Genomic DNA, 18,626 nt, shown 5'->3' with positions numbered 1-18,626 from the left:
TAGGAATTAGTAAGGATATGATCCTATTTAGAAGAAAACTCACTATGAATTAAGTTTTCGTCTCAATGATTTTGAGAAGTAGTTCAAAATATCTTGATCATTTATTCTTTCTTTTTTGCGAAAATATGAGCTGAAATATCCATCGCAATAACCTTTTGCATTTTTAAATTGACCGATAGCGAAATACTTAATAATCTTTATTGTCGCATACATCGGGGGAATCCCCCTGAAATAGGCAGAGTAGCCATAATATGCATAATTTACCTTATTTCCAACTTCTCGGCATTGGTATGATAATTCTTTTAATGTTTCTGCTTTCCATCCTTTCAATTCAGCTTTGCAAACTGACAAAGCATCTGCAGAAGGCCCTATAATGTAACCGGCTTCTCTAAAACATTCTATCTTCCATAAACGACAGTTTCCCCGAACCCAATTTTTGCTTTTCCCATCATAAACTCCATCAAGTGAATATGCTAATCCACTGGCGATACCTAATTGTGGATCCTTTTCCATAAACTTGATAAGGTCTTGATAATATGTTGGGCCAGGAAAGCAATCTGCATCTAATATTCCGATGAAGTCAAGCTCATCGATTATATTATTTTTCCTAATATATTGAAACCCTTGATTGACTACCGTCGCATACTTGATACCAAGTTCATATTTTTCGGTCGGTAATGAAAAGTGTAGAACGATAAAATTCTCAACATTTTCTATCTTCTTGAATTTAGATAGTAGCTCTTTAGATCCATCAGTACTTCCGTTTTCAACTATGACCCAATATTTAATAGGATGCTTTTGTTTAGATATTTTTTCAACGAGAATCGGTATGTTGTCCTTTTCATCCTTTAATGGCGTTATGATCGCTACATTTTTTAATAATTTTTTAGACATAGGTTTGTGTTTTTTTGCTAAGCATTGATATCAATATTATATAAGAGAATGTAAAGGGGAAACTTACAATTATGTTGCCTGAAAACATTGGAACAAAAAGGATAGAAGCGAATAAAATTTTATGTGGGGTTGATAAAGCCATTTTTACTAAGCAAAATAAATATACAGCAGCCCCTATAAATCCTCTCTCTATAATAAGTCGCACATAGTCATTATGAGGATCTCTTACCATAAAACTGTAAATATAGTTTCCAGCAGTCATTGTTTTTAGCCCCTCTCCCAATAGCAAGGTAAGAGTGTTGTGCGATAAGAACTCTCGTGTTAGCATCGTCCAGTAGGTCATACGCCAAACTAAACTGCTTTCTGAGCCCATTGAACCCCTGTCTGCCTTATTCGCAATATTATCAAAGTCAACTAAGGAGACTTTGTGGTAAAGTGATTCAAGTACACCAGTACTTAACCCGATGGCTCCCATTAAAATTGCTAAAATGAACAGTGACGCAAACGTTTTTGCACTAAATTTTCTAATTAGTAAAAAATAAAGTAGTAATACTCCTAAAAATGCAGCGATCCCACCAGAACTAATCGTGATAATAACAATAATAAAAAGTGCAAATACGTAAAGCCATTTCTTTTTTCCTTCAGTAAAAAGTAAGTAGAATAGCAATGGAATTAAAGTGTAATAAGCCAAGTGGTTTGAATGAGGAAAATAAGCTCTATATCTAACTGGTATGACGAAGATTAATGGCGAGCATAGAACGATTGAAAACAAGAATAATTTGAAAAAGAGCTTTTGCTCATTTTTGTTAAATCTTAACCCGATTACTGCCAATGCGACCCATGATATTTGCTTAATCAATTCCTCGAAATATAGTATTGGGTATTTTAAGAAGGTCACAGATGATAAAGCAAGGCTTGCGATCAACATCCATTTTGTGTATTTTACCACTTTGTAGTCGATTAATTTACCTTTTTTTTTAATAATATAACCAACAAGCCAAAGCGTTAATGCAATTGCACCGATTCCTGGATATAGGTTGCCAATGACGAATAAAACAAATAGGAGGTAGACCTTTTTCTCGTTTATGCGATGACTATCTTCGAATTGTATTATTTCTTTTTGCATTCTGAGATTCGATAGTTGCAGATTTTTTAGTTCGGGGGATTTGGGATTATATTCACCCAGATCTTAGTTGACATATTTTAACACTTTTGCAGGGTTTCCTGCAATAATGGCTGGTTTCTCGAAACTTTTGGTTACAATTGTTCCAGCGCCTATAATGCAATTAGAGGCTATTTTAATACTACCTATGATGACAACATTAGCACCGACGTCAATGTTATCTCCAAGAACGGCTCCGGCGGATTTTGACCCATCTGGATTTTTCTTATTGCCGATGGTCACTCCTTGTCTAAGTGTACAGTTAGCTCCTATTATTGTAGATTTGTGTACCACTAAACCTTGTCCGTGCCATATTTTTAGGTTCCTGTCTGCTTTTACTTGAAATTGGAGTTCAACACCTAAAATCCATTCTATGATAATACGATAAAAAATTAAATAAGGGATAAGTAAAATTTTGACAAATTTATTTATCGTTGCTAAATGAGCTATGCGGAATAATAGCATTATTAGCCTACCTTTTAGATTTCTTTTGTTGGCATTCCAATCCTGAAAAATATAATAACTATGTGACATGATTCTTTTCTTGCAAACTAGTACATTCTTTTTTGTATTTCATTGACAAATTCGTATTTAATTGTTTTTTCTAATCTAAAAAAGTAATACCAAATAATTCTACAGAAATTTAGTGGTCCCTCTCGTAATAATATTTTTAAGAAAAATTTCAATATGGAGTAATTCCATTCTGGGTGGTTGATGAATTTAAAGAAATAATTCCTTTTAATGGTATTTCTTAACATTTCTTCTATAACTTCATAGGAGTAGGTTTGATAAGTCATACTATTTTCACGTTCAACTGTAGTATATACAGGTAGCTTTTCTATATGATAATTTCGACAAAAGTAACTAGCGCAGAAGGTGAAAAACATATCATTACCTTTTATGACTTCTGCAAAATTTAAGTTAAAATCTGAAATGAATTTTCTTGAGTACATTTTATACCAAGGAGCATTTACTTTGTATTTCAGATCGTTTATAGCATCTGCGCAAGTATTGTCATAAGCCCTTTCTATATATTCATTTAATTTTGATACTCTTTTTGATGGCTCAAAAGTGTCGTTTATGATAGCTATAACGTTGAAGAATAATATATCAAAATTTAGATCTTTATATCGATCAAGTATTAATAAAAAATTTGTGGTAAAGAAATCATCTGAATCTGCAAATAAAATCCACTTGCCTTCGCAATGTTTTAATCCTAAATTTCGCGCGTGCCCAGCGCCTTTCCCTTCTTTCGAAAATATAATTTCAATATTCTTTTCATTTTTTCCTGGGAAGTTATTAAAATCAATTTTTCCCGGATCACTATTGTCGTCTACTACAATGATTTGAATGTCAGCTCTTTTAGGTATGGAGTCAAGACATCGCTGTAATAAATCAGGAGTGTTTTTGTGAGGAATGATAATCGTATAATTAATCTTTACTCGTGATTCGAATCTTGCAGGCTCAAATGCCTTTTCGGGTGATGTGTAAATCATACAAAATCAAATAATTCAATTTTCTTATTGTGTTAAACTATTGAGATTATTTGTATTAATATTTAATTTACTATCATTTATAATTTGCTAGTTAAATATTAATACAATAAGTCATTTCTTGCCTATAGAGTGAGATTGTTTTTGTTGAAACTCGGTGATTTTTAGCAAATATAATGGTCCCTCTTTGGCTTTAACTATTTAGAAAATAACCTAAAATATAATTTGTCCGTCAAAAGATTAATGATATGTGTATAAGTAATAGCTTTTACTGCCGGTATAAAACCAAAGTGTCTATTTAAATAAATATAGTGCTCATATGGATTAACACCCAGTGGAGAATATAAATTTCTGAATCTCTTGAAAATAGAAACTCCTTTTTTGCGAGATCGATTATTGTTGATTAAATTAGGGTCACAGAACCCTAAAAATGTATATGAACTAACAATGTATATATTCTGCGCAATTGAGCGTAACCCATAATCGCGATCTCCAAAATGGTGATGAAATATTGGATCAAGAAATCCAATTTTATTAAAGACAAATCGAGGAATTAGAACAATATTACCATTTAGAAATTTAATCTGTTGGAAAGTCCCGTTTGGTATAACTTTATCCGAATTTTTGTCTCTCCCTCCATACGTAAATTTATTTGTTTTAGGCGATTTTACTGCTCCACAAATAATTGCTCGATTATTTTGAAGTTCAGATATGTGAATTAACTCAGTAATACTGTTTTTAAACAACTTTACATCATCATTTAGCCAAAGATAATAGTCAAAATTATAATTCTTGGATGCCGTTCTCCATGCTAAATACATACCCCTGTTCCAATAAAGATTCCCGTTTCCAATGACCACATTTACATTAGGATATTTCTTTTTTACAACTTCTCCTGTTCTGTCGGGAGATAAATCATCGACGAGGTAAACATGAATTTGAAAATACTCTGGAACTTTTGCTCCATTTAAATAATCCAGACATGTTAATGTTATATCTTTTCTATTAAAACAAGTTAAAAGTATTGCAATTGATTTCATTCTAAACTTTTCTAATGAATTGAGCCGGATTGCCACCCCATATTTCGTTGTCGGGAATATTTTTGGTAACTACGCTACCAGCTCCAATAATTGACTTCTTCCCAATAGTTACACCTTTTAATACAATACAATGGCCACCTATCCAAGCTCCTTCCTTTATATGGATTGGCGCAGTAAGAACGTATTGATCTTTTATTCCTTTCGTGTACTGACCTATCCTATTTTCATAACTCAAAGAATGAAAATCTGTATCGTAGAATTTGCATCCACCACCAATCAAAACTTTGTCTTCGATTTTAATTGAAGTACTGCAGACTATAGTTGAATTAGATATTCCTACATTATCCCCAATTATTAATTGAGCATCCTTCCCCACGATCATGCGTAAAATTATATCGCCTCCAATTGGATTTGCATTTTTTCCTGAATTTGCTTTAAAATTGTTCCCAATTACTAATCTGCCATGATTTGATAATTTTAAAATACCAACAATTTGCCAGTCTTTTCCAACTTTTATTTTATCATCAGCCAGCTTCCATTTATTAATAGCTCGCTGGATCACTCTTATGGGAGTTTTTAATAAACTTCTCATGTTTTTCATTGAATTACTTATTCCAAATACCGGAGGCTTTTATATTAGTTATTTTATATACCTGGATTGGAAGAATTACAGCAGCAAATAATAAATTTAAATTAGTGGCTAGTATAACTCCAGAAATACCAATACCTAAATTTTTAGCGAGTAAAATTGCTAATGGAATATTGGTTAAACATTGAAAAATAGAAATATATAATTGAATTTTGATTTTACCCACCCCATTCAAGAATTGGGAAAACATCCCAGACCACGATAATAAAAGTGCGTAAATCGCAAATGAAGCAGACAAATTTAAAGGTATCTGAAGGTTGTCGCCAAGCCAAATTCTAAATATCCATGGAGATAGAAGAAGTATAAAAAGTATTCCCGTAGCAAAAAGAATCCACATTTTATTAAGATTTTTAAGAACCCTTTTTATCCATTCGAAATCTCTTTTTGTTATTGCTTCTGTATACGCTGTCCAAAAAGGAGCTATTAATATTGTGAATATGCTTAATGTAGAAGCAAAAAGTCTATAAGAAATATTGTAAGGAGTTACATCGCTGGGGCCATATAGTTGGGCAATTATAAAGTTACCGGAAGAAAACATTACAATGGTTGTAATCTGAATAAAAAAGAACTTGATTCCCAAAGACATCATACTTCTAAAATATTCTTTATGAAATTTTATTGTATTAGGGACAACTGGAATAATTTTCTTTGAAAACAAAATGATTGTGGCGAAGGTGTATACTATTAAAGGCATAACCATAAATGCAAAAGATATAGTTTGTAAATTTGCCTTCTCAGTTATTCCGAAGATCCAAATTACTATTAATGATAAAATATTTCCAATTAATATCAGCGCATTACTTAATGCTGTTTTTTGTATTGACAGCAATATTGTTGTTATATTTTTTAGAATCAATTGAAGCGAAAAAAGCCCAAAGACAACCCAAACAATTGTTGATAAGTTTTCGTCAAAATCCTTAGGAATATTTAGCAGGGAATTCCAATTAAGAAAAGGATGCATTAGAGAGTAGACTGAGAAAAAACCAATTGAAATAATAATAGTGGATGAATATATTGTTTCAATGAATTTTTGTGCACTTGATTTATCCTCCATTGCAAGTGCTTCCGCAAATTTATTTCGAAATCCATTTCCAAGTCCAATATCCATCATATTGAACCAAGTAACAACCGTATAAAGTGTTATCCAAATTCCGTACTTTTCCTTATCAAGAAGATTCAATGTTACAGGTACAAGTAATAAGGATGTTAGGATACTCAAACCCTTTATAAAAATGGATCCTAAAATATTCTTCTTAATTATTACAGAACGTGTTGATCCGGAATTGAGTTTTTTGAGTATTATATTAATATGCCTCATTCTATTTCAAAATTCCTTTTATAATATACTTTGTGACCTTATTTTTTATCATGTACATTGTGATTTTGTTTAAAAATGGGGACGACATAAGTGTCAAAAACAAAGTGATTTTAATTTTTGAGTGAAATGAGAGGTAATATTTATAAACGTTATCGTAGATAATTCGAATATCGTCGATATCATCGATTTTATCATTCCTTACATATTTTTTTAATAGTGTTGTGTAAGTTATCGACATACATATATCTAAAAATTTCTTTCTATATGCCTTATTTAAATTAAGAGGTATGTGCGAAAGCGTCGAAAGACCTTTTCCAACAGTTGCAAATGAATATCCATCTCCTCTAGGTGGGATATATTTTACAATCGGGATGGAAGAAAATTTTACAAGAATTTTCTTTTCATCTAGACCTTTAAAAATTGGGATTAAGTGTGGAATATAAGTATAAGAGTACTCGAATGCAAAAGGTATATAATCTTTGAGTCTGCATACGTTGTACACATTAGTGGATATAAACACTAAATCACCTCTTCTTAAGTGGCTACTGTCGTAATAAAAATCAATGTATTGTTGAAGAGTTCTGACAGTTGTGTCCTTTTGTTTAGATTCGGGCCTATCAATGGCGAATTTAATCATCCCGACATCTTCTGAACATTGCGAAATTTCATCAATAATATTTGTTAAGGAGTCTGGTTTGGACTCATCGTCATCAGAAAGGAGCCAAAACCATTGGGTCTTGCAGTGATAAAAAGCATTTGCTATATTTATTGGAGCTTTTATGTTTAATGAGTTTTTTATTACTCGTATTTTAGAGCATTTTAAGGTTGTTACTAAATCATAAACATCATAATTGCTATTGTTGTCAAGAATTAGTATTTCTTGAATCGCAGATATGTCTTGGCTTATAATGCTATTTAGTTGGTTAAGAAGTTGATCCCTACGGTTATATGTTGGGATTATTATACTCAAAGATTGAGATGTGTAGTTTTGTGTCATTATGGTTCTATGATTCAAATTCCATTTGTGTTAGCGGATTTCCAAACAACATTTTGGGATACACATTTGTATGGATATCTATTTTTACATTAAGCAAAAAGGGATGTTCTGGATTTTCCCAAAGCTTTTGGATCGCATCATTGATTTGCTCTTCTAAATCAATAGTCATAGCGTCGATTCCGTAAGCCGTAGCTACTTGAGCAAAATCAGGTGAACTATACCCCCATACTGTTGACTGGTAGCAAGAATCGAAATAGGAATCCTGAAATTGACGAATCATTCCTAGACATTGGTTGTTTAAAATGACTATTTTAATAGGGAGCTTGTTCCTTTTAATCGTTTGTAGTTCTTGAATGTTTATTTGGAAACCACCATCCCCTGAAATAGAAACAACTGGAGATTTATTGTTTGCGAATGAAGCTCCAATTGCAGCCGGTAAAGAATATCCCATAGCTCCCATACCTCCAGATGAGAGGAATTGCTGCTCCTGCTCACTTTCCCATGATTGTGAGGTCCACATTTGATTATTGCCTACATCAGTTGTGATTGCTTTTGCCAATTTGGACTCTCGAGACAATTGGTGAATGAATTTATTTGGGTTAATTCCTCTGATATTTCGCAGTTCATCTGTGTCCTTGCGCTCAGTATACTTTTCTTTAATTTCAGCCAACCAATTTTTAGCATTATATCCAGTAGAGGTTTGGGCGCTAAAGGCAGAAAAAAATGATCTTAAGTCAGCTTGTACTGTATAACAACCTTCAATTCTATTATTTAATTCCGCCGCATCAATATCGACATGGAATATTTTCTTCCCTTTTTTAAAGGTTTCAACATCAGCTCCTGTTTGTCTTAAATCTAGTCTACTTCCTAAAACTAAGAGCAAATCTGACTCACCTAAGGCATAGTTTGCCCATCGGTTTCCATAGGAGCCTATGAAGCCGATTCTAAGAGGAGAATTGTATGGGAGAACATCGAATCCTAACAACGATGTTACAATGGGAACTTCTAATATTTCTGCTGTTTTTGCTAAACAATCCTGGGTTTTGGATATTGCAATTCCTCTTCCTGCTAAAATAAGCGGTTTTTTTGCTACTCTTAGTTCCTTTAGAAATGAGTTTATAAAACCATCTATATCTTCAGAGAGTGCGCATAAATGAGCTTTACCATCCAATTCATCGCTTAAGTCAGACATCTCCATATTTTGAATGTTCATTGGGATATCGATTAGCACAGGTCCGGGGCGTCCGGTGGTTGCAATATTGTATGCTTCATGCAACGCAAGTGGAATATCATTAGGAGAAGTAATTGCGTAAGCTGCTTTGGTAATCGGCTTAACAATTGGAATAATTTCAGTTTCCTGAAAACCCAATTGGCGAGTTATTCTATTTCCTTTTTGTTCGTTCAGGTTAACCTGCCCGGTAATAAATATCGCGGGAACCGAATCAAAGTAACAACTTCCAATTCCAGTGATCAGGTTGGTTGCTCCTGGTCCGCTGGTTGCCATTGCAACGCCAGGTTTGTTGGTAACACGAGCATAAGCATCTGCTGCAAATGACGCTGCTTGTTCATGATGCATACTTACGATTTTAATTCCACCTTCACGGTAAATCTCATCAATAATGCGTGTAATCATACCTCCCTGTAATTCGAAGACACATTCAATGCCTTTTTCTTTCAGAAATTTAGCTATGTAAGTTGTTACTTTCATTTTTGCTGATTTTTATGAAATTCTATTGAGTGTTTCAATCCTTCTTTTATTCCTAATCCAGAGGAAAGATCAACATTAAAAACTTTGCAGAACTTTTGGTTACTTCCATGAATGAACATGTTTTGATTCTGGCGATAAGGTAGTTGTCCAACGTGTAGCAATTCCTTAGGTTTGCCCATTAATTCAACGATCTGGTAGAGAATTTCTTTGATGGAAGTTGCCTTGTTATTACAAATATTATAGACCCCTGATTTGTTTTCTGGATCTTCAATTACTAGATTAAGTTGTTTTACAAAGTCATTGATGTATAGGTAATTGTATTTTTGCTCACAAGCCGTCAAAGCAATCGACTCATTTTTTAATAACTTATTGATGACTGATGGCATCAACCAACTGTCATTCTCATATTCCCCAAATAATGAGAAAACACGAATCCAGTACCATGAAATAGGTGAGTTGTGAAATTTTGCTCTCAAATAGTTGGCAGTAAGCGTTTTTACTGCTCCATAAGCATCGTCTGGCTGTAACTGTGATTCTTCTGTGGCTACATGGATTTGTCGTCCATATTCGGCTTGGGATCCGAGCGCTATTATCTTATTAATTCCAGCTTCTTCGGCCAGATCAAAATATTCTTTCGACAGCTTGAAATTTCGGAGTTGAAATTCCCAATTATTTCGGTCAGCTGCTTCAATTCCTCCCCAAGCAGAATGAATTAGAACCACCGGTCTAATCTTAATGATGAGTTCTTTCCAGTTCGCATTCTCCGTATTAACCCAAAGGATGTTATCTTTAGTTCTTTCACATTTTCGAAATGAAGACGATGATCGATACGTCGCGATAACGTAGTGGTTGTTCTTCACCAAGTATTTGGCAATATTTGATCCAATGAATCCAGTTGCACCGGTTACCAGAATATTCATGCTTTACTTACTCCCAATCATCCGTTAATACCTGGTGTGGCGGCACACCGTTTTTAACCAACTTATTTTTGAAATCCTTAATCATAATCGGGGGACCGGAGATAAAGTAATTGGCAGTTTGTCCATTCTCTGCAAATATTTGATTGATATCCAGTATCCCGGATGTATCCTGATAGATGAGGCTAAGGTTAAGGTTAAGGTTGAGGCTGCTGGCCTCCTCCAACTCTTTTTGGTAGATATTAAAGTCGTTGGTTCGAAAGCCTAAGTAGGCCTTCGGGCTCTCGTATTCGCCAAAGGACTCGTGTGTAAAAAGCGAAAGGAAAGGGGTGACTCCCGTACCTCCCGCAATAAACACGGTGTTGGTTTTGTCATGTTCTTGCTGGAAGAGGTCGCCATAAGGGAGTTTTAACCACACTTCGGAGCCTACCTGCAATTGTTCTTCCATTTGCCGGGTAAAATCACCTTTCACAGCGTAGGTTATTTTAATGGAATCCACTCCCGGGCTGCTCTGCATCGAAAAACAACGCGATTCGGGCCATTGACCGGCACCGTCGTATTCTTCATCCAGGGCAACGTGAAGAAATTGGCCGGGTAAGAATTTGTATTTACCGCGCAACGGGACAAACTCGACCGTGTAAATGCCTTCGAAAGGGTTTTCGATGGATACGACTTCGGATTTGTATTTTTTAGCTAGCATATTATTGAGGTTAAGGTTGAGGTTGAGAAAGGGCTTTGATGATTTTATTCAGATCATGAATGAGTGAGTTGTACTTTTGAATTGTCGCATCAGTTTGGAGGCGTTCAAAATAACCAACTTGTACTCCATAGATCAAATGATTTTGTGTTTCAAATACTGATCCGCGAGCAAAAACATGAAAATTAGATTTGTCTTTGGACGTTTTTCGACCAAAACCTTCAGCTATATATGCAGCAATGCTGTTTGCTGATCTCCGAATTTGCGATGTCAAACCATAATCTTCAGAACGGGGAAGAGCCGAAGTCAGTTGAAAAATCTCAACCGATAGCCTACTGGCATGCTGCCAAACTTCCATATCTGTAAAACTTTTGTACATCGCTATCTCAGCCTTTACCTTAACCTCAACCTTTTTAAATTATTTTGTCTTCTCTGCTATAAACTCATCCAGAATACCTTCCGCATAATCGAACATTTCCTGGATCAGGCCTGGATAGGTTCCGAGGAAGAAGGTGTTATTCATGATGTAGTCGGTATTCTCCAGGTGATCTGCAATTCGCCAGTTCTTACCGATGAACCCGGGCTGCTTAGTCATATTCCCGGCAAACAGGTTACGGGTTTCAATCAGCTTTTTATTTAAATAACCGGTTAGTTCGTCCCGTGTAAATGGGGTTCCTTCTTTGAGGGTTACAATAAAGGCAAACCAGGCCGGATCGGCTTGTTCTGTTGCTTTGGGGAGTACAAAATAATCTGGATATTTACTAAAAATAGCTGTCCAGTGCTTGAAGTTCGCCTTTCTGCGTTCGCAGAATTCCGGAAGCTTGTCGACTTGTGCCGCTCCGATCGCTGCCTGAATATCTGTCATCTTCAGATTATAACCAATTTCGGAGTACACGTATTTGTGATCAAAGCCGAAGGGGAGGTTTCCGAACAGCTGGGAAAAACGTTTGCCACAAGTGTTGTTTTCACCCCCGGCACAATAGCAATCGCGTCCCCAGTCGCGGAAGGCGCGAACCAGTAACGCCAGTTGTGGATCGTTGGTGCAGATGGCACCACCTTCTCCGGTTGTAATATGATGGGCCGGATAAAACGATATGGTTGACAAGTGGGCATAGCTACCTGTTTTTTTACCCTTGTAAGCACTTCCAAAGGCGTCGCAGTTATCTTCGATGACCCAAAGGTCATGTTCGTTGGCCAATTGCATGACTGCTTCAATGTTGAATGGGTTTCCTAGGGTATGGGCCAGGAAAATACAACGCGTCTTAGGCGTGATGGCCTGGCGCATCATCTCGATGTCGATGTTGTAAGTAGGAATATCTACATCAACAAAAACCGGGATCAAGCCATACTGGATGATAGGGGTTACAGTTGCCGGGAAGCCTGCTGCTACTGAAATCACTTCATCGCCCGGTTTTAACCTTTTGTCTCCTAATTTTTCAGATGTCAAAGCTGAAAAGGCCAGTAGGTTTGCAGAAGATCCTGAGTTGGTCAATAAAACATGTTCAACTTCCAGAAATTCCGCGATCTTTTCTGAAAATTCCTCCGAATAGCGGCCTTCCGTTAGCCAGAAATCCAAAGAAGCATCAACAGCATTGCAGAGTTCTTCTTCATCGAACACACGTCCCGCATAGTTGACCCGGGTTTTTCCGGGAATGAATTCTTTCTGAGCAAAGCGAGCTTCGTAGTATTCTACCGTTTTTGCCAGAATTTCTTTTCGGAGTTGTTTAAAATCAGTCATGATATATTGAGTTGTTTAATTTTACAGATTAATTAAAATTTAAGATTCACCACAGATTGCAGGGATGAACATAGACTAAACATTTAGGTATTGTTCGATTTGTGCGTAAGTTTCTTTGCGGATATTTTCTCCGGCTAACCAGGCTTTGTTCCAGGTAACGATACTTCTCAGGGCTTGTTGAATATTCCATTTTGGGTACCAGTCCAGTTCTGCTTTAGCCTTGGAGCAATCCAATTTCAGGTAATTGGCCTCATGAGGCTGGGGGTTATTATCGATATTGTAGTTCGCATTCTCTCCCCATAATTCGCAAATCGTTTTTGTAATCCATTCTACATTTTGGGCATCAGCATCATCCGGGCCAAAGTTCCATCCTTCGGCATAATGCGCTCCATCGGTGTAGAGTTTTGCCGCCAAAGTCAGATAGCCGGTAAGTGGCTCCAGTACGTGTTGCCACGGGCGAATAGCATAAGGGCTTCTTATTTGTAACTCTTCACCCTTAGAAATTGCTCGTATGAAATCGGGAATTAAACGATCGTTTGCCCAATCGCCGCCGCCAATAACATTACCGGCCCGGGCCGATGCGACGGCCACGCCATGCAGTGCGTAGTCTTTGGGGTTAAAGTAGGAGTTCCGGTAAGCAGACGTCACTAATTCCGAACAACCCTTGCTGTTGGAGTAGGGATCGTAACCGCCCATAGGTTCATTTTCCCGGTAGCCCCAATGCCATTCCTTGTTTTCATAGCATTTGTCGGTTGTAACGTTCACAATTGCTTTAACGCTGGGTGTATGGCGGCAGGTTTCCAATAAAGTTACCGTACCCATCACGTTGATCGCATATGTTTCGACCGGTATTTTATATGAATCACGTACCAGCGGTTGGGCAGCCATATGAATGACGATTTCGGGTTCGACCTCAAGCAGTACTTCCTGGAGGTGTTTTAGGTTACGGATATCACCGATATATGATGTCATTAATTCATCAATGTGTGCTTCCTGGAATAAGGATGGTGTAGTTGGTGGTTCTAATGCGTATCCATAAACATCAGCACCCAACTGGTGTAACAGGAGGCAAAGCCATGAACCTTTAAACCCGGTATGTCCGGTGACCAATACTTTCCGATTTTTATAGATATTATTGAAGAGTGTCATGCTATTCGATTGAGGATAAGACATAGGTTGAGCTTCAAATTTACCATTTGACCCAGGGGGCGGTGTTGGAATCAATCATTTCCTCCAGCTGGGTTTTATCCCGAAGAGTATCCATTGGTTTCCAAAATCCCTGATGCTTAAAGGTGTATAGCTGTCCATCTTTGGCCAAATTTTCCAGTGGTTTTCTTTCGAAGATGGTTGGATCACCATCGTTAATGTAATTGAACACCTCGGGTCGGCAGACAAAGAAGCCGGCATTGATCCAGGCACCGTCACCTTTGGGCTTTTCCTGAAACGAGTTTACCCGGTTGTCGCTGTCAATTTGCAAGGATCCAAATCGGCCTTCCGGTTGTACAGCTGTCATGGTGATCGCTTTCCCGTGTTTTTGGTGGTACTGCACTAATTCGGCAATATTCACATTACTAACGCCATCTCCATAAGTCAGCATAAAAGGCTCATTACCAACGTAGTCTTGTACCCGTTTAATCCGTCCTCCGGTCATGGTTTCCAATCCGGTATCAATTAAAGTAACTTTCCAGGGTTCCGCATGGTTCTTATGGTAGGTGGTGGAGTTAGTGGCCAGATCAATGGTCATATCTGACCTGTGCCGGTAATAGTTGGCAAAATACTCTTTGATCATATATCCTTTGTAACCGCAGAGAATGATAAAGTCATTGTATCCATAACTAGAGTAGATTTTCATAATGTGCCACAGGATTGGACGTCCTCCAATTTCAACCATTGGTTTCGGCTTTAATACGGTTTCCTCGGATAGGCGTGAACCTAAACCACCTGCAAGGATAAGTGTTTTCATAGCGCAAAATATTTTAGATACCATTTTGAAAATTCAGAAATACCTTCTACAATGTTATTTGATGGAGTGTAGTCTGTTACCCCCCTTAATTTCTTTAAATCAGCCCAAGTGTGTTTTACATCTCCATTTTGCATCGGCATCATAATCTTCTCGGCTTTTTTGCCCAATGCAATCTCTATGGTCGAAACAAACTCCATCAAGTTAACAGGACTTCCATTGCCGATATTAAATAGTCGGTATAAGTTTGGTTCGTCAGCGTCTTGATTTATTAGGCGGGTAATGCCCTCTACGATATCGTTAATGTAGGTAAAGTCCCGCTCCATTTCGCCATTGTTAAACACTTTAATTGGTTCACCTTTCGATATGGCGTTGGTAAAAATCATAGGGGCCATATCCGGGCGCCCCCACGGGCCATAAACTGTGAAAAAGCGAAGTCCTGTTGTTGGGATTTTGTATAAGTGGCTGTATGTATGTGCCATCAATTCGTTACTTTTTTTAGTAGCAGCATACAAACTTACGGGGTGGTCTACTTGGTCTTCTTCAGAGAATGGGATCTTTGCATTGGCACCGTATACTGAAGATGAAGAGGCGTAAATTAGCTGTTTGATCGGATTATGACGGCAAGCTTCCAAGATATTCATGAATCCAACAATATTACTTTGGATGTAGGTGTCCGGGTTTATAATGCTATAACGAACACCGGCTTGTGCCGCTAAGTTAACAACAACATCAAACTTCACCTGTTCGAAAAGTTGTTTAATTGCCGGTTTGTCTTCGAGGTTTAAGCGAATAAATCGATATTTGGCGTTTGTTACGGACGAAATCATCTTCCCAAAGTCAATCTCTTGGTAAGTTCGGTTTTTACCTCCGGAATGATCTTTTTCTTTGGGAGCGTAAATACCTGTTTCTGCCAAACGGGCATATTTTAAATTGATATCGTAATAGTCGTTGATGTTGTCAAGCCCGACCACATCAATTTGCTCGTTTAATAATCTTTGTACGAGATGAAACCCAATAAATCCGGCAGCACCGGTGACTAGTATCTTCATCGTTTTAAATTGTCTTTTTTAGTTAGTTTTCCAAAGAAGCAAACTGTTATTCGCTTTCTTTAGTAGGCTATCCTCGTCCTCCACTTTAAAAGTAGAAATAAGGACCTTTCGATTAATTAATGCTTCAGCTTTCTTAAGCAATTTCTCCAAATACTCTTCATCAATCTCATTTCCCACAATAACAATCTCAATTGCCTTGCTATTTTTTCCTGCTGCCATTTCACCCACCAACCAAGCCCGTTCGACTTTCCCTAACTTTGAAATCACATCCTTGATAATCCGGTCAATCCCAACATGTTTTAAGAGGATGTCATGGATATTGGAAAACAGGGGGTGTTGTTTATTTGCCGCGTAAACTTTTTTGTTTTGCTCCCAATTGCTGGTGAGGAGCCCGGCACCTTCAAAACGGTTCAATTCCACCCGGATGGCGTTAGTCGATTCCTTGAACTCAGCTTCCAAACCACGTAAATAGGCCGTGGTGTCGCTGTTCAAAAAGAATTTGAGCAGGAGCTTTAAGCGGGTTTGGGAGGTGATTAGGGATTCGAGCATGGGGAGGGGGGGCGAGTTTTGAGTTTCAGGTTTTAAGTTCCAAGTTCCAGGTTTCTGCAGCTGAATACTGCGACTGGTAACTTTTTGTTGTGTTGTTGAGGACTGTTGAATTGTTGAATCGTTGAGAACGGTTGAATTGTTGAATCGTTGAATTGTTGAGAACGGTTGAATCGTTGAATGGTTTAATCGTTGATTTGTTGTTTTTTGTAAATCGTTATTCCTTTTCGTTGAATGTGATCGATTAGCTTCCTGTTGCTGATGTTCCTGTAAATTGAAAGGTCGAACAAATACGGGAGTAACAAATCATCGATTTCGATACTTAATTTTTGAATACAGCTAAAGTCAACCTTGGTACCCTTTAGGCTCAAGTCGATGTCGGAACCTTCGTGGAAGTCGCCTTTTGCCCGGGAGCCGTAAAGGATTACTTCATCGATTTCCTGATGTTGGCTAAAAAGCTGTTGCAGACTGGCTAAGGTTTGATCGCTTAATCCATACGGCATAGTCGATCCATTTTGGTTTCGAAGCTTTTGAATAAATCAAAATAGGAATTAACAATTCGGTTCAGGATTTGTGTTGAAATATCGTCCTGATAGGTATGTGAACTTAGGTTGCGATCGGCAATCATGCTCATCCACAGTTCTCCATTGGTGATTAATTCCCGATTAAATGCCAGGCGAGTAGCATCTTTTGAACCATAGATGCCGGTTTCTCCTTTATCCTTCAGGAAATCTTGCATGACTTTCCAGCTTAGTTCATGGGTGAATTCGAAGCCCTGAATCAAACCCTGCTTTTCCAGGTCGGAGAGCCCTTTTTCGTGGTATTGTTCAATACCTTTTGTTAAAGTGGCTAAGGCTTTTTTATAATTGGAAAATCGCTGTTTCCATCTGGTGTCATCGTGGCCTGTCATTTAATGGTCGGTTTGCTGAACGGTTTCAAGTTCCGGGTTTTAAGTTTCAAGTTCCAGGTTGCAGCGAATGAACACTGCGATTGATTTCTGCCTGGTGTCTTGTGGGTTGTTGAATTGTTGAAAGCCGTTGAATTGTTTAACTGTTTAATCGTTGAATTGTTGGGGACGGTTGAATTGTTTAATGGTTGATTCGTTGGTTTAAGTTGTTTGTTTTCTGTGAGTTGTTTGTTTGGTTTCCGACCTTTTTTTCACAGCTTCGCCCTCTCAGTCCCATTGGGGTGAGCGGGCTTTCCGGTTTCTGGAGGGGGCTTTTTAGGGCACATCACAATGCGCTTTTTAAACTATCGTCCTATTCCGGTTAATGGCGCAAATGTAATGAATAAAAAAACTACTCAAAGGAGATTGGTGGGAAATTTGTTATTGTAAACTAATCTTTAAAAATGGGGCGTGAGGAATGAGAGGAATGTTGCCGCAGTCTGTGAACTCAATGGGAGACTCCGTGTGACTCTGAGGTTGACAGCGGTTGAATCGTTGAATCGTTGAAAGCGGTTGAATTGTTGAGCGGAAATTTACTTTGCGCCTTCTTTGCGCCTTCTTTGCGTTCTCTGCGGTTTGGTGGCATGGGGTGGAGTGCATGGGGTAGAGAGAAATGCGGTGAGGAAAGATGTCATTTATTGTCAATGATGGTCATTCGTTGTCGCAGTTTATGAACCTAGTGGGAGACTCCGTGTGACTCTGAGGTTGAAAGCGTTGAATTGTTGAATCGTTGAAAGAGGTTGAATTGTTGAAAGAGGTTGAATTGTTGAGAGGGAACCTACTTTGCGCCTACTTTGCGTTCTCTGCGGTTTGGTGGTATGGGGTGGAGAGTAGAGCAGAGAGTAAGTGAGGCGGATGGGCATTCAATTGTCATTTGTTGTCATTTGGGTGGAGGAGGTTGTCATTTGTTAGCTCTTAACTATTTCCCCGGATTGCCAGTTGGTCCAGGGGAACGGAGAGGGTGATGGTAGACTGGAGTTGCTCAATGCGAATGCCGACTGTTTTCTTGCCTTTTAGTTGCACAAAGGTGGCTTGCAGCCCTACCAGTGGGCCACTGATGACTTCCACTTTTTGACCGGGCTTGAGCAGGCGGGGGCAGAGATCGACACTGATTTCCTGCTGGCTTAACGCTTGTTGCATGGCAGTGATTTCTTTTTCCCGAATAGGAACGGCTTTCCCGTTGCTGGTAACAAAACAACTCACATTTTCGGTTTGCAGGGTGAGATCGTATTCGCGACGGCTGATGTTCACAAAGAGGTAACCGGGGATAAAAGGTAGCTCGACCAGCTTTTTACGGTCGCTCCACTGCCGGAGTTTTTTCTGCAGGGGCAGATAGCAGGCAATGCCTTTATCGTTTAATCGTTGCCAGGTTTTTTTCTCGCTTCGGCTTTTGACATAGATAGCGAACCATTGTTTTTGTTCCGGTTTTGTCTCGTTCATTGGTGATTTTTCTAATAGCGATGCAAAAGTAGGAAAAAAACGATAGCACGTTTGCACGATGGGGCGATT

Annotated in this window: 20 protein-coding genes; all 20 read right to left on the bottom strand. The window is 38.0% G+C overall.

Translation table 11 applies throughout. The features are described 5' to 3' along the window. Window positions 1-42: 42 nt before the first annotated feature. The 20 genes from GJV22_RS10865 to GJV22_RS10770 all read right to left on the bottom strand — a co-directional run bounded on the left by GJV22_RS10865 (window position 43) and on the right by GJV22_RS10770 (window position 18,557). Window positions 43-894, bottom strand: a complete 852-nt coding sequence (locus tag GJV22_RS10865; protein WP_163712916.1) for a glycosyltransferase — start codon at window positions 892-894, stop codon at window positions 43-45. Further along, the gene (locus tag GJV22_RS10860) at window positions 887-2,020 is read right to left on the bottom strand and encodes an O-antigen ligase family protein (protein WP_163712914.1); all 1,134 of its coding nucleotides are present in this window, start codon (window positions 2,018-2,020) and stop codon (window positions 887-889) included. Before GJV22_RS10860 ends, GJV22_RS10865 begins: the two co-directional genes overlap by 8 nt. 63 nt (window positions 2,021-2,083) lie before the next feature. Further along, a complete protein-coding gene (locus GJV22_RS10855; protein WP_163712912.1) occupies window positions 2,084-2,590 on the bottom strand; it encodes an LbetaH domain-containing protein in 507 nt (168 codons plus the stop codon). Between the two features lie 17 nt (window positions 2,591-2,607). Beyond that, a complete protein-coding gene (locus tag GJV22_RS10850; protein ID WP_163712910.1) occupies window positions 2,608-3,552 on the bottom strand; it encodes a glycosyltransferase family 2 protein in 945 nt (314 codons plus the stop codon). A gap of 194 nt (window positions 3,553-3,746) precedes the next feature. Next, the gene (locus GJV22_RS10845) at window positions 3,747-4,589 is read right to left on the bottom strand and encodes a glycosyltransferase family 2 protein (protein ID WP_163712908.1); all 843 of its coding nucleotides are present in this window, start codon (window positions 4,587-4,589) and stop codon (window positions 3,747-3,749) included. A gap of 1 nt (window position 4,590) precedes the next feature. Continuing rightward, window positions 4,591-5,190: an acyltransferase gene (locus GJV22_RS10840; RefSeq protein WP_163712906.1), complete on the bottom strand. Its 600-nt coding sequence runs from the start codon at window positions 5,188-5,190 to the stop codon at window positions 4,591-4,593. A gap of 4 nt (window positions 5,191-5,194) precedes the next feature. Beyond that, window positions 5,195-6,556 carry a lipopolysaccharide biosynthesis protein gene (locus tag GJV22_RS10835; protein WP_163712897.1) on the bottom strand — a complete coding sequence of 454 codons (1,362 nt, stop codon included), beginning with the start codon at window positions 6,554-6,556 and terminating at the stop codon, window positions 5,195-5,197. A 1-nt stretch (window position 6,557) separates the two neighbouring features. Then, a complete protein-coding gene (locus GJV22_RS10830; RefSeq protein WP_163712895.1) occupies window positions 6,558-7,553 on the bottom strand; it encodes a glycosyltransferase family 2 protein in 996 nt (331 codons plus the stop codon). A gap of 7 nt (window positions 7,554-7,560) precedes the next feature. Continuing rightward, entirely contained in the window at window positions 7,561-9,261 is a 1,701-nt protein-coding gene (locus GJV22_RS10825) for a thiamine pyrophosphate-binding protein (RefSeq protein WP_163712892.1), read from the bottom strand. Further along, on the bottom strand, window positions 9,258-10,181 hold the full coding sequence (locus GJV22_RS10820; RefSeq protein WP_163712889.1) for an NAD-dependent epimerase/dehydratase family protein: 924 nt from the start codon (window positions 10,179-10,181) through the stop codon (window positions 9,258-9,260). The genes GJV22_RS10825 and GJV22_RS10820 overlap by 4 nt, the downstream gene beginning before the upstream one ends. Window positions 10,182-10,188: 7 nt before the next feature. Further along, window positions 10,189-10,878 carry a ferredoxin--NADP reductase gene (locus GJV22_RS10815; protein WP_163712886.1) on the bottom strand — a complete coding sequence of 230 codons (690 nt, stop codon included), beginning with the start codon at window positions 10,876-10,878 and terminating at the stop codon, window positions 10,189-10,191. Between the two features lie 10 nt (window positions 10,879-10,888). Further along, a complete protein-coding gene (locus tag GJV22_RS10810; RefSeq protein ID WP_238480313.1) occupies window positions 10,889-11,233 on the bottom strand; it encodes a four helix bundle protein in 345 nt (114 codons plus the stop codon). A 60-nt stretch (window positions 11,234-11,293) separates the two neighbouring features. Further along, complete coding sequence (rfbH, locus tag GJV22_RS10805) at window positions 11,294-12,613, bottom strand: lipopolysaccharide biosynthesis protein RfbH (protein ID WP_163712880.1); 1,320 nt, start codon at window positions 12,611-12,613, stop codon at window positions 11,294-11,296. Between the two features lie 75 nt (window positions 12,614-12,688). Then, complete coding sequence (gene rfbG / locus GJV22_RS10800) at window positions 12,689-13,762, bottom strand: CDP-glucose 4,6-dehydratase (protein WP_205461836.1); 1,074 nt, start codon at window positions 13,760-13,762, stop codon at window positions 12,689-12,691. 40 nt (window positions 13,763-13,802) lie between these two features. Beyond that, window positions 13,803-14,576 carry a glucose-1-phosphate cytidylyltransferase gene (gene rfbF / locus GJV22_RS10795; protein ID WP_163712875.1) on the bottom strand — a complete coding sequence of 258 codons (774 nt, stop codon included), beginning with the start codon at window positions 14,574-14,576 and terminating at the stop codon, window positions 13,803-13,805. Beyond that, window positions 14,573-15,625 carry an NAD-dependent epimerase/dehydratase family protein gene (locus GJV22_RS10790; RefSeq protein ID WP_163712872.1) on the bottom strand — a complete coding sequence of 351 codons (1,053 nt, stop codon included), beginning with the start codon at window positions 15,623-15,625 and terminating at the stop codon, window positions 14,573-14,575. The genes rfbF and GJV22_RS10790 overlap by 4 nt, the downstream gene beginning before the upstream one ends. Window positions 15,626-15,643: 18 nt before the next feature. Next, a complete protein-coding gene (locus GJV22_RS10785; protein ID WP_163712870.1) occupies window positions 15,644-16,174 on the bottom strand; it encodes an ArsR family transcriptional regulator in 531 nt (176 codons plus the stop codon). Between the two features lie 182 nt (window positions 16,175-16,356). Then, the gene (locus GJV22_RS10780; RefSeq protein ID WP_163712867.1) at window positions 16,357-16,674 is read right to left on the bottom strand and encodes a nucleotidyltransferase domain-containing protein; all 318 of its coding nucleotides are present in this window, start codon (window positions 16,672-16,674) and stop codon (window positions 16,357-16,359) included. Then, window positions 16,659-17,081: a nucleotidyltransferase substrate binding protein gene (locus tag GJV22_RS10775; protein ID WP_163712864.1), complete on the bottom strand. Its 423-nt coding sequence runs from the start codon at window positions 17,079-17,081 to the stop codon at window positions 16,659-16,661. The genes GJV22_RS10780 and GJV22_RS10775 overlap by 16 nt, the downstream gene beginning before the upstream one ends. Before the next feature lie 951 nt (window positions 17,082-18,032). Next, window positions 18,033-18,557, bottom strand: a complete 525-nt coding sequence (locus GJV22_RS10770) for a UpxY family transcription antiterminator (RefSeq protein WP_163712861.1) — start codon at window positions 18,555-18,557, stop codon at window positions 18,033-18,035. Between the last annotated feature and the right edge of the window lie 69 nt (window positions 18,558-18,626).

Origin of the sequence: Mangrovibacterium lignilyticum (assembly GCF_010882175.1) — a bacterium.
Taxonomy (GTDB): domain Bacteria; phylum Bacteroidota; class Bacteroidia; order Bacteroidales; family Prolixibacteraceae; genus Mangrovibacterium; species Mangrovibacterium lignilyticum.
Note: the sequence above shows the minus strand (reverse complement) of the source record. Positions and strands in the feature narration are given on the sequence as shown.

What these genes read in the sequence shown, in the direction of transcription:
- GJV22_RS10865 (WP_163712916.1), bottom strand. Translation starts at nt 894, where the DNA reads ATGTCTAAAAAATTATTAAAAAATGTAGCGATCATAACGCCATTAAAG.
- GJV22_RS10860 (WP_163712914.1), bottom strand. Translation starts at nt 2,020, where the DNA reads ATGCAAAAAGAAATAATACAATTCGAAGATAGTCATCGCATAAACGAG.
- GJV22_RS10855 (WP_163712912.1), bottom strand. Translation starts at nt 2,590, where the DNA reads ATGTCACATAGTTATTATATTTTTCAGGATTGGAATGCCAACAAAAGA.
- GJV22_RS10850 (WP_163712910.1), bottom strand. Translation starts at nt 3,552, where the DNA reads ATGATTTACACATCACCCGAAAAGGCATTTGAGCCTGCAAGATTCGAA.
- GJV22_RS10845 (WP_163712908.1), bottom strand. Translation starts at nt 4,589, where the DNA reads ATGAAATCAATTGCAATACTTTTAACTTGTTTTAATAGAAAAGATATA.
- GJV22_RS10840 (WP_163712906.1), bottom strand. Translation starts at nt 5,190, where the DNA reads ATGAAAAACATGAGAAGTTTATTAAAAACTCCCATAAGAGTGATCCAG.
- GJV22_RS10835 (WP_163712897.1), bottom strand. Translation starts at nt 6,556, where the DNA reads ATGAGGCATATTAATATAATACTCAAAAAACTCAATTCCGGATCAACA.
- GJV22_RS10830 (WP_163712895.1), bottom strand. Translation starts at nt 7,553, where the DNA reads ATGACACAAAACTACACATCTCAATCTTTGAGTATAATAATCCCAACA.
- GJV22_RS10825 (WP_163712892.1), bottom strand. Translation starts at nt 9,261, where the DNA reads ATGAAAGTAACAACTTACATAGCTAAATTTCTGAAAGAAAAAGGCATT.
- GJV22_RS10820 (WP_163712889.1), bottom strand. Translation starts at nt 10,181, where the DNA reads ATGAATATTCTGGTAACCGGTGCAACTGGATTCATTGGATCAAATATT.
- GJV22_RS10815 (WP_163712886.1), bottom strand. Translation starts at nt 10,878, where the DNA reads ATGCTAGCTAAAAAATACAAATCCGAAGTCGTATCCATCGAAAACCCT.
- GJV22_RS10810 (WP_238480313.1), bottom strand. Translation starts at nt 11,233, where the DNA reads ATGGAAGTTTGGCAGCATGCCAGTAGGCTATCGGTTGAGATTTTTCAA.
- rfbH (WP_163712880.1), bottom strand. Translation starts at nt 12,613, where the DNA reads ATGACTGATTTTAAACAACTCCGAAAAGAAATTCTGGCAAAAACGGTA.
- rfbG (WP_205461836.1), bottom strand. Translation starts at nt 13,762, where the DNA reads ATGACACTCTTCAATAATATCTATAAAAATCGGAAAGTATTGGTCACC.
- rfbF (WP_163712875.1), bottom strand. Translation starts at nt 14,576, where the DNA reads ATGAAAACACTTATCCTTGCAGGTGGTTTAGGTTCACGCCTATCCGAG.
- GJV22_RS10790 (WP_163712872.1), bottom strand. Translation starts at nt 15,625, where the DNA reads ATGAAGATACTAGTCACCGGTGCTGCCGGATTTATTGGGTTTCATCTC.
- GJV22_RS10785 (WP_163712870.1), bottom strand. Translation starts at nt 16,174, where the DNA reads ATGCTCGAATCCCTAATCACCTCCCAAACCCGCTTAAAGCTCCTGCTC.
- GJV22_RS10780 (WP_163712867.1), bottom strand. Translation starts at nt 16,674, where the DNA reads ATGCCGTATGGATTAAGCGATCAAACCTTAGCCAGTCTGCAACAGCTT.
- GJV22_RS10775 (WP_163712864.1), bottom strand. Translation starts at nt 17,081, where the DNA reads ATGACAGGCCACGATGACACCAGATGGAAACAGCGATTTTCCAATTAT.
- GJV22_RS10770 (WP_163712861.1), bottom strand. Translation starts at nt 18,557, where the DNA reads ATGAACGAGACAAAACCGGAACAAAAACAATGGTTCGCTATCTATGTC.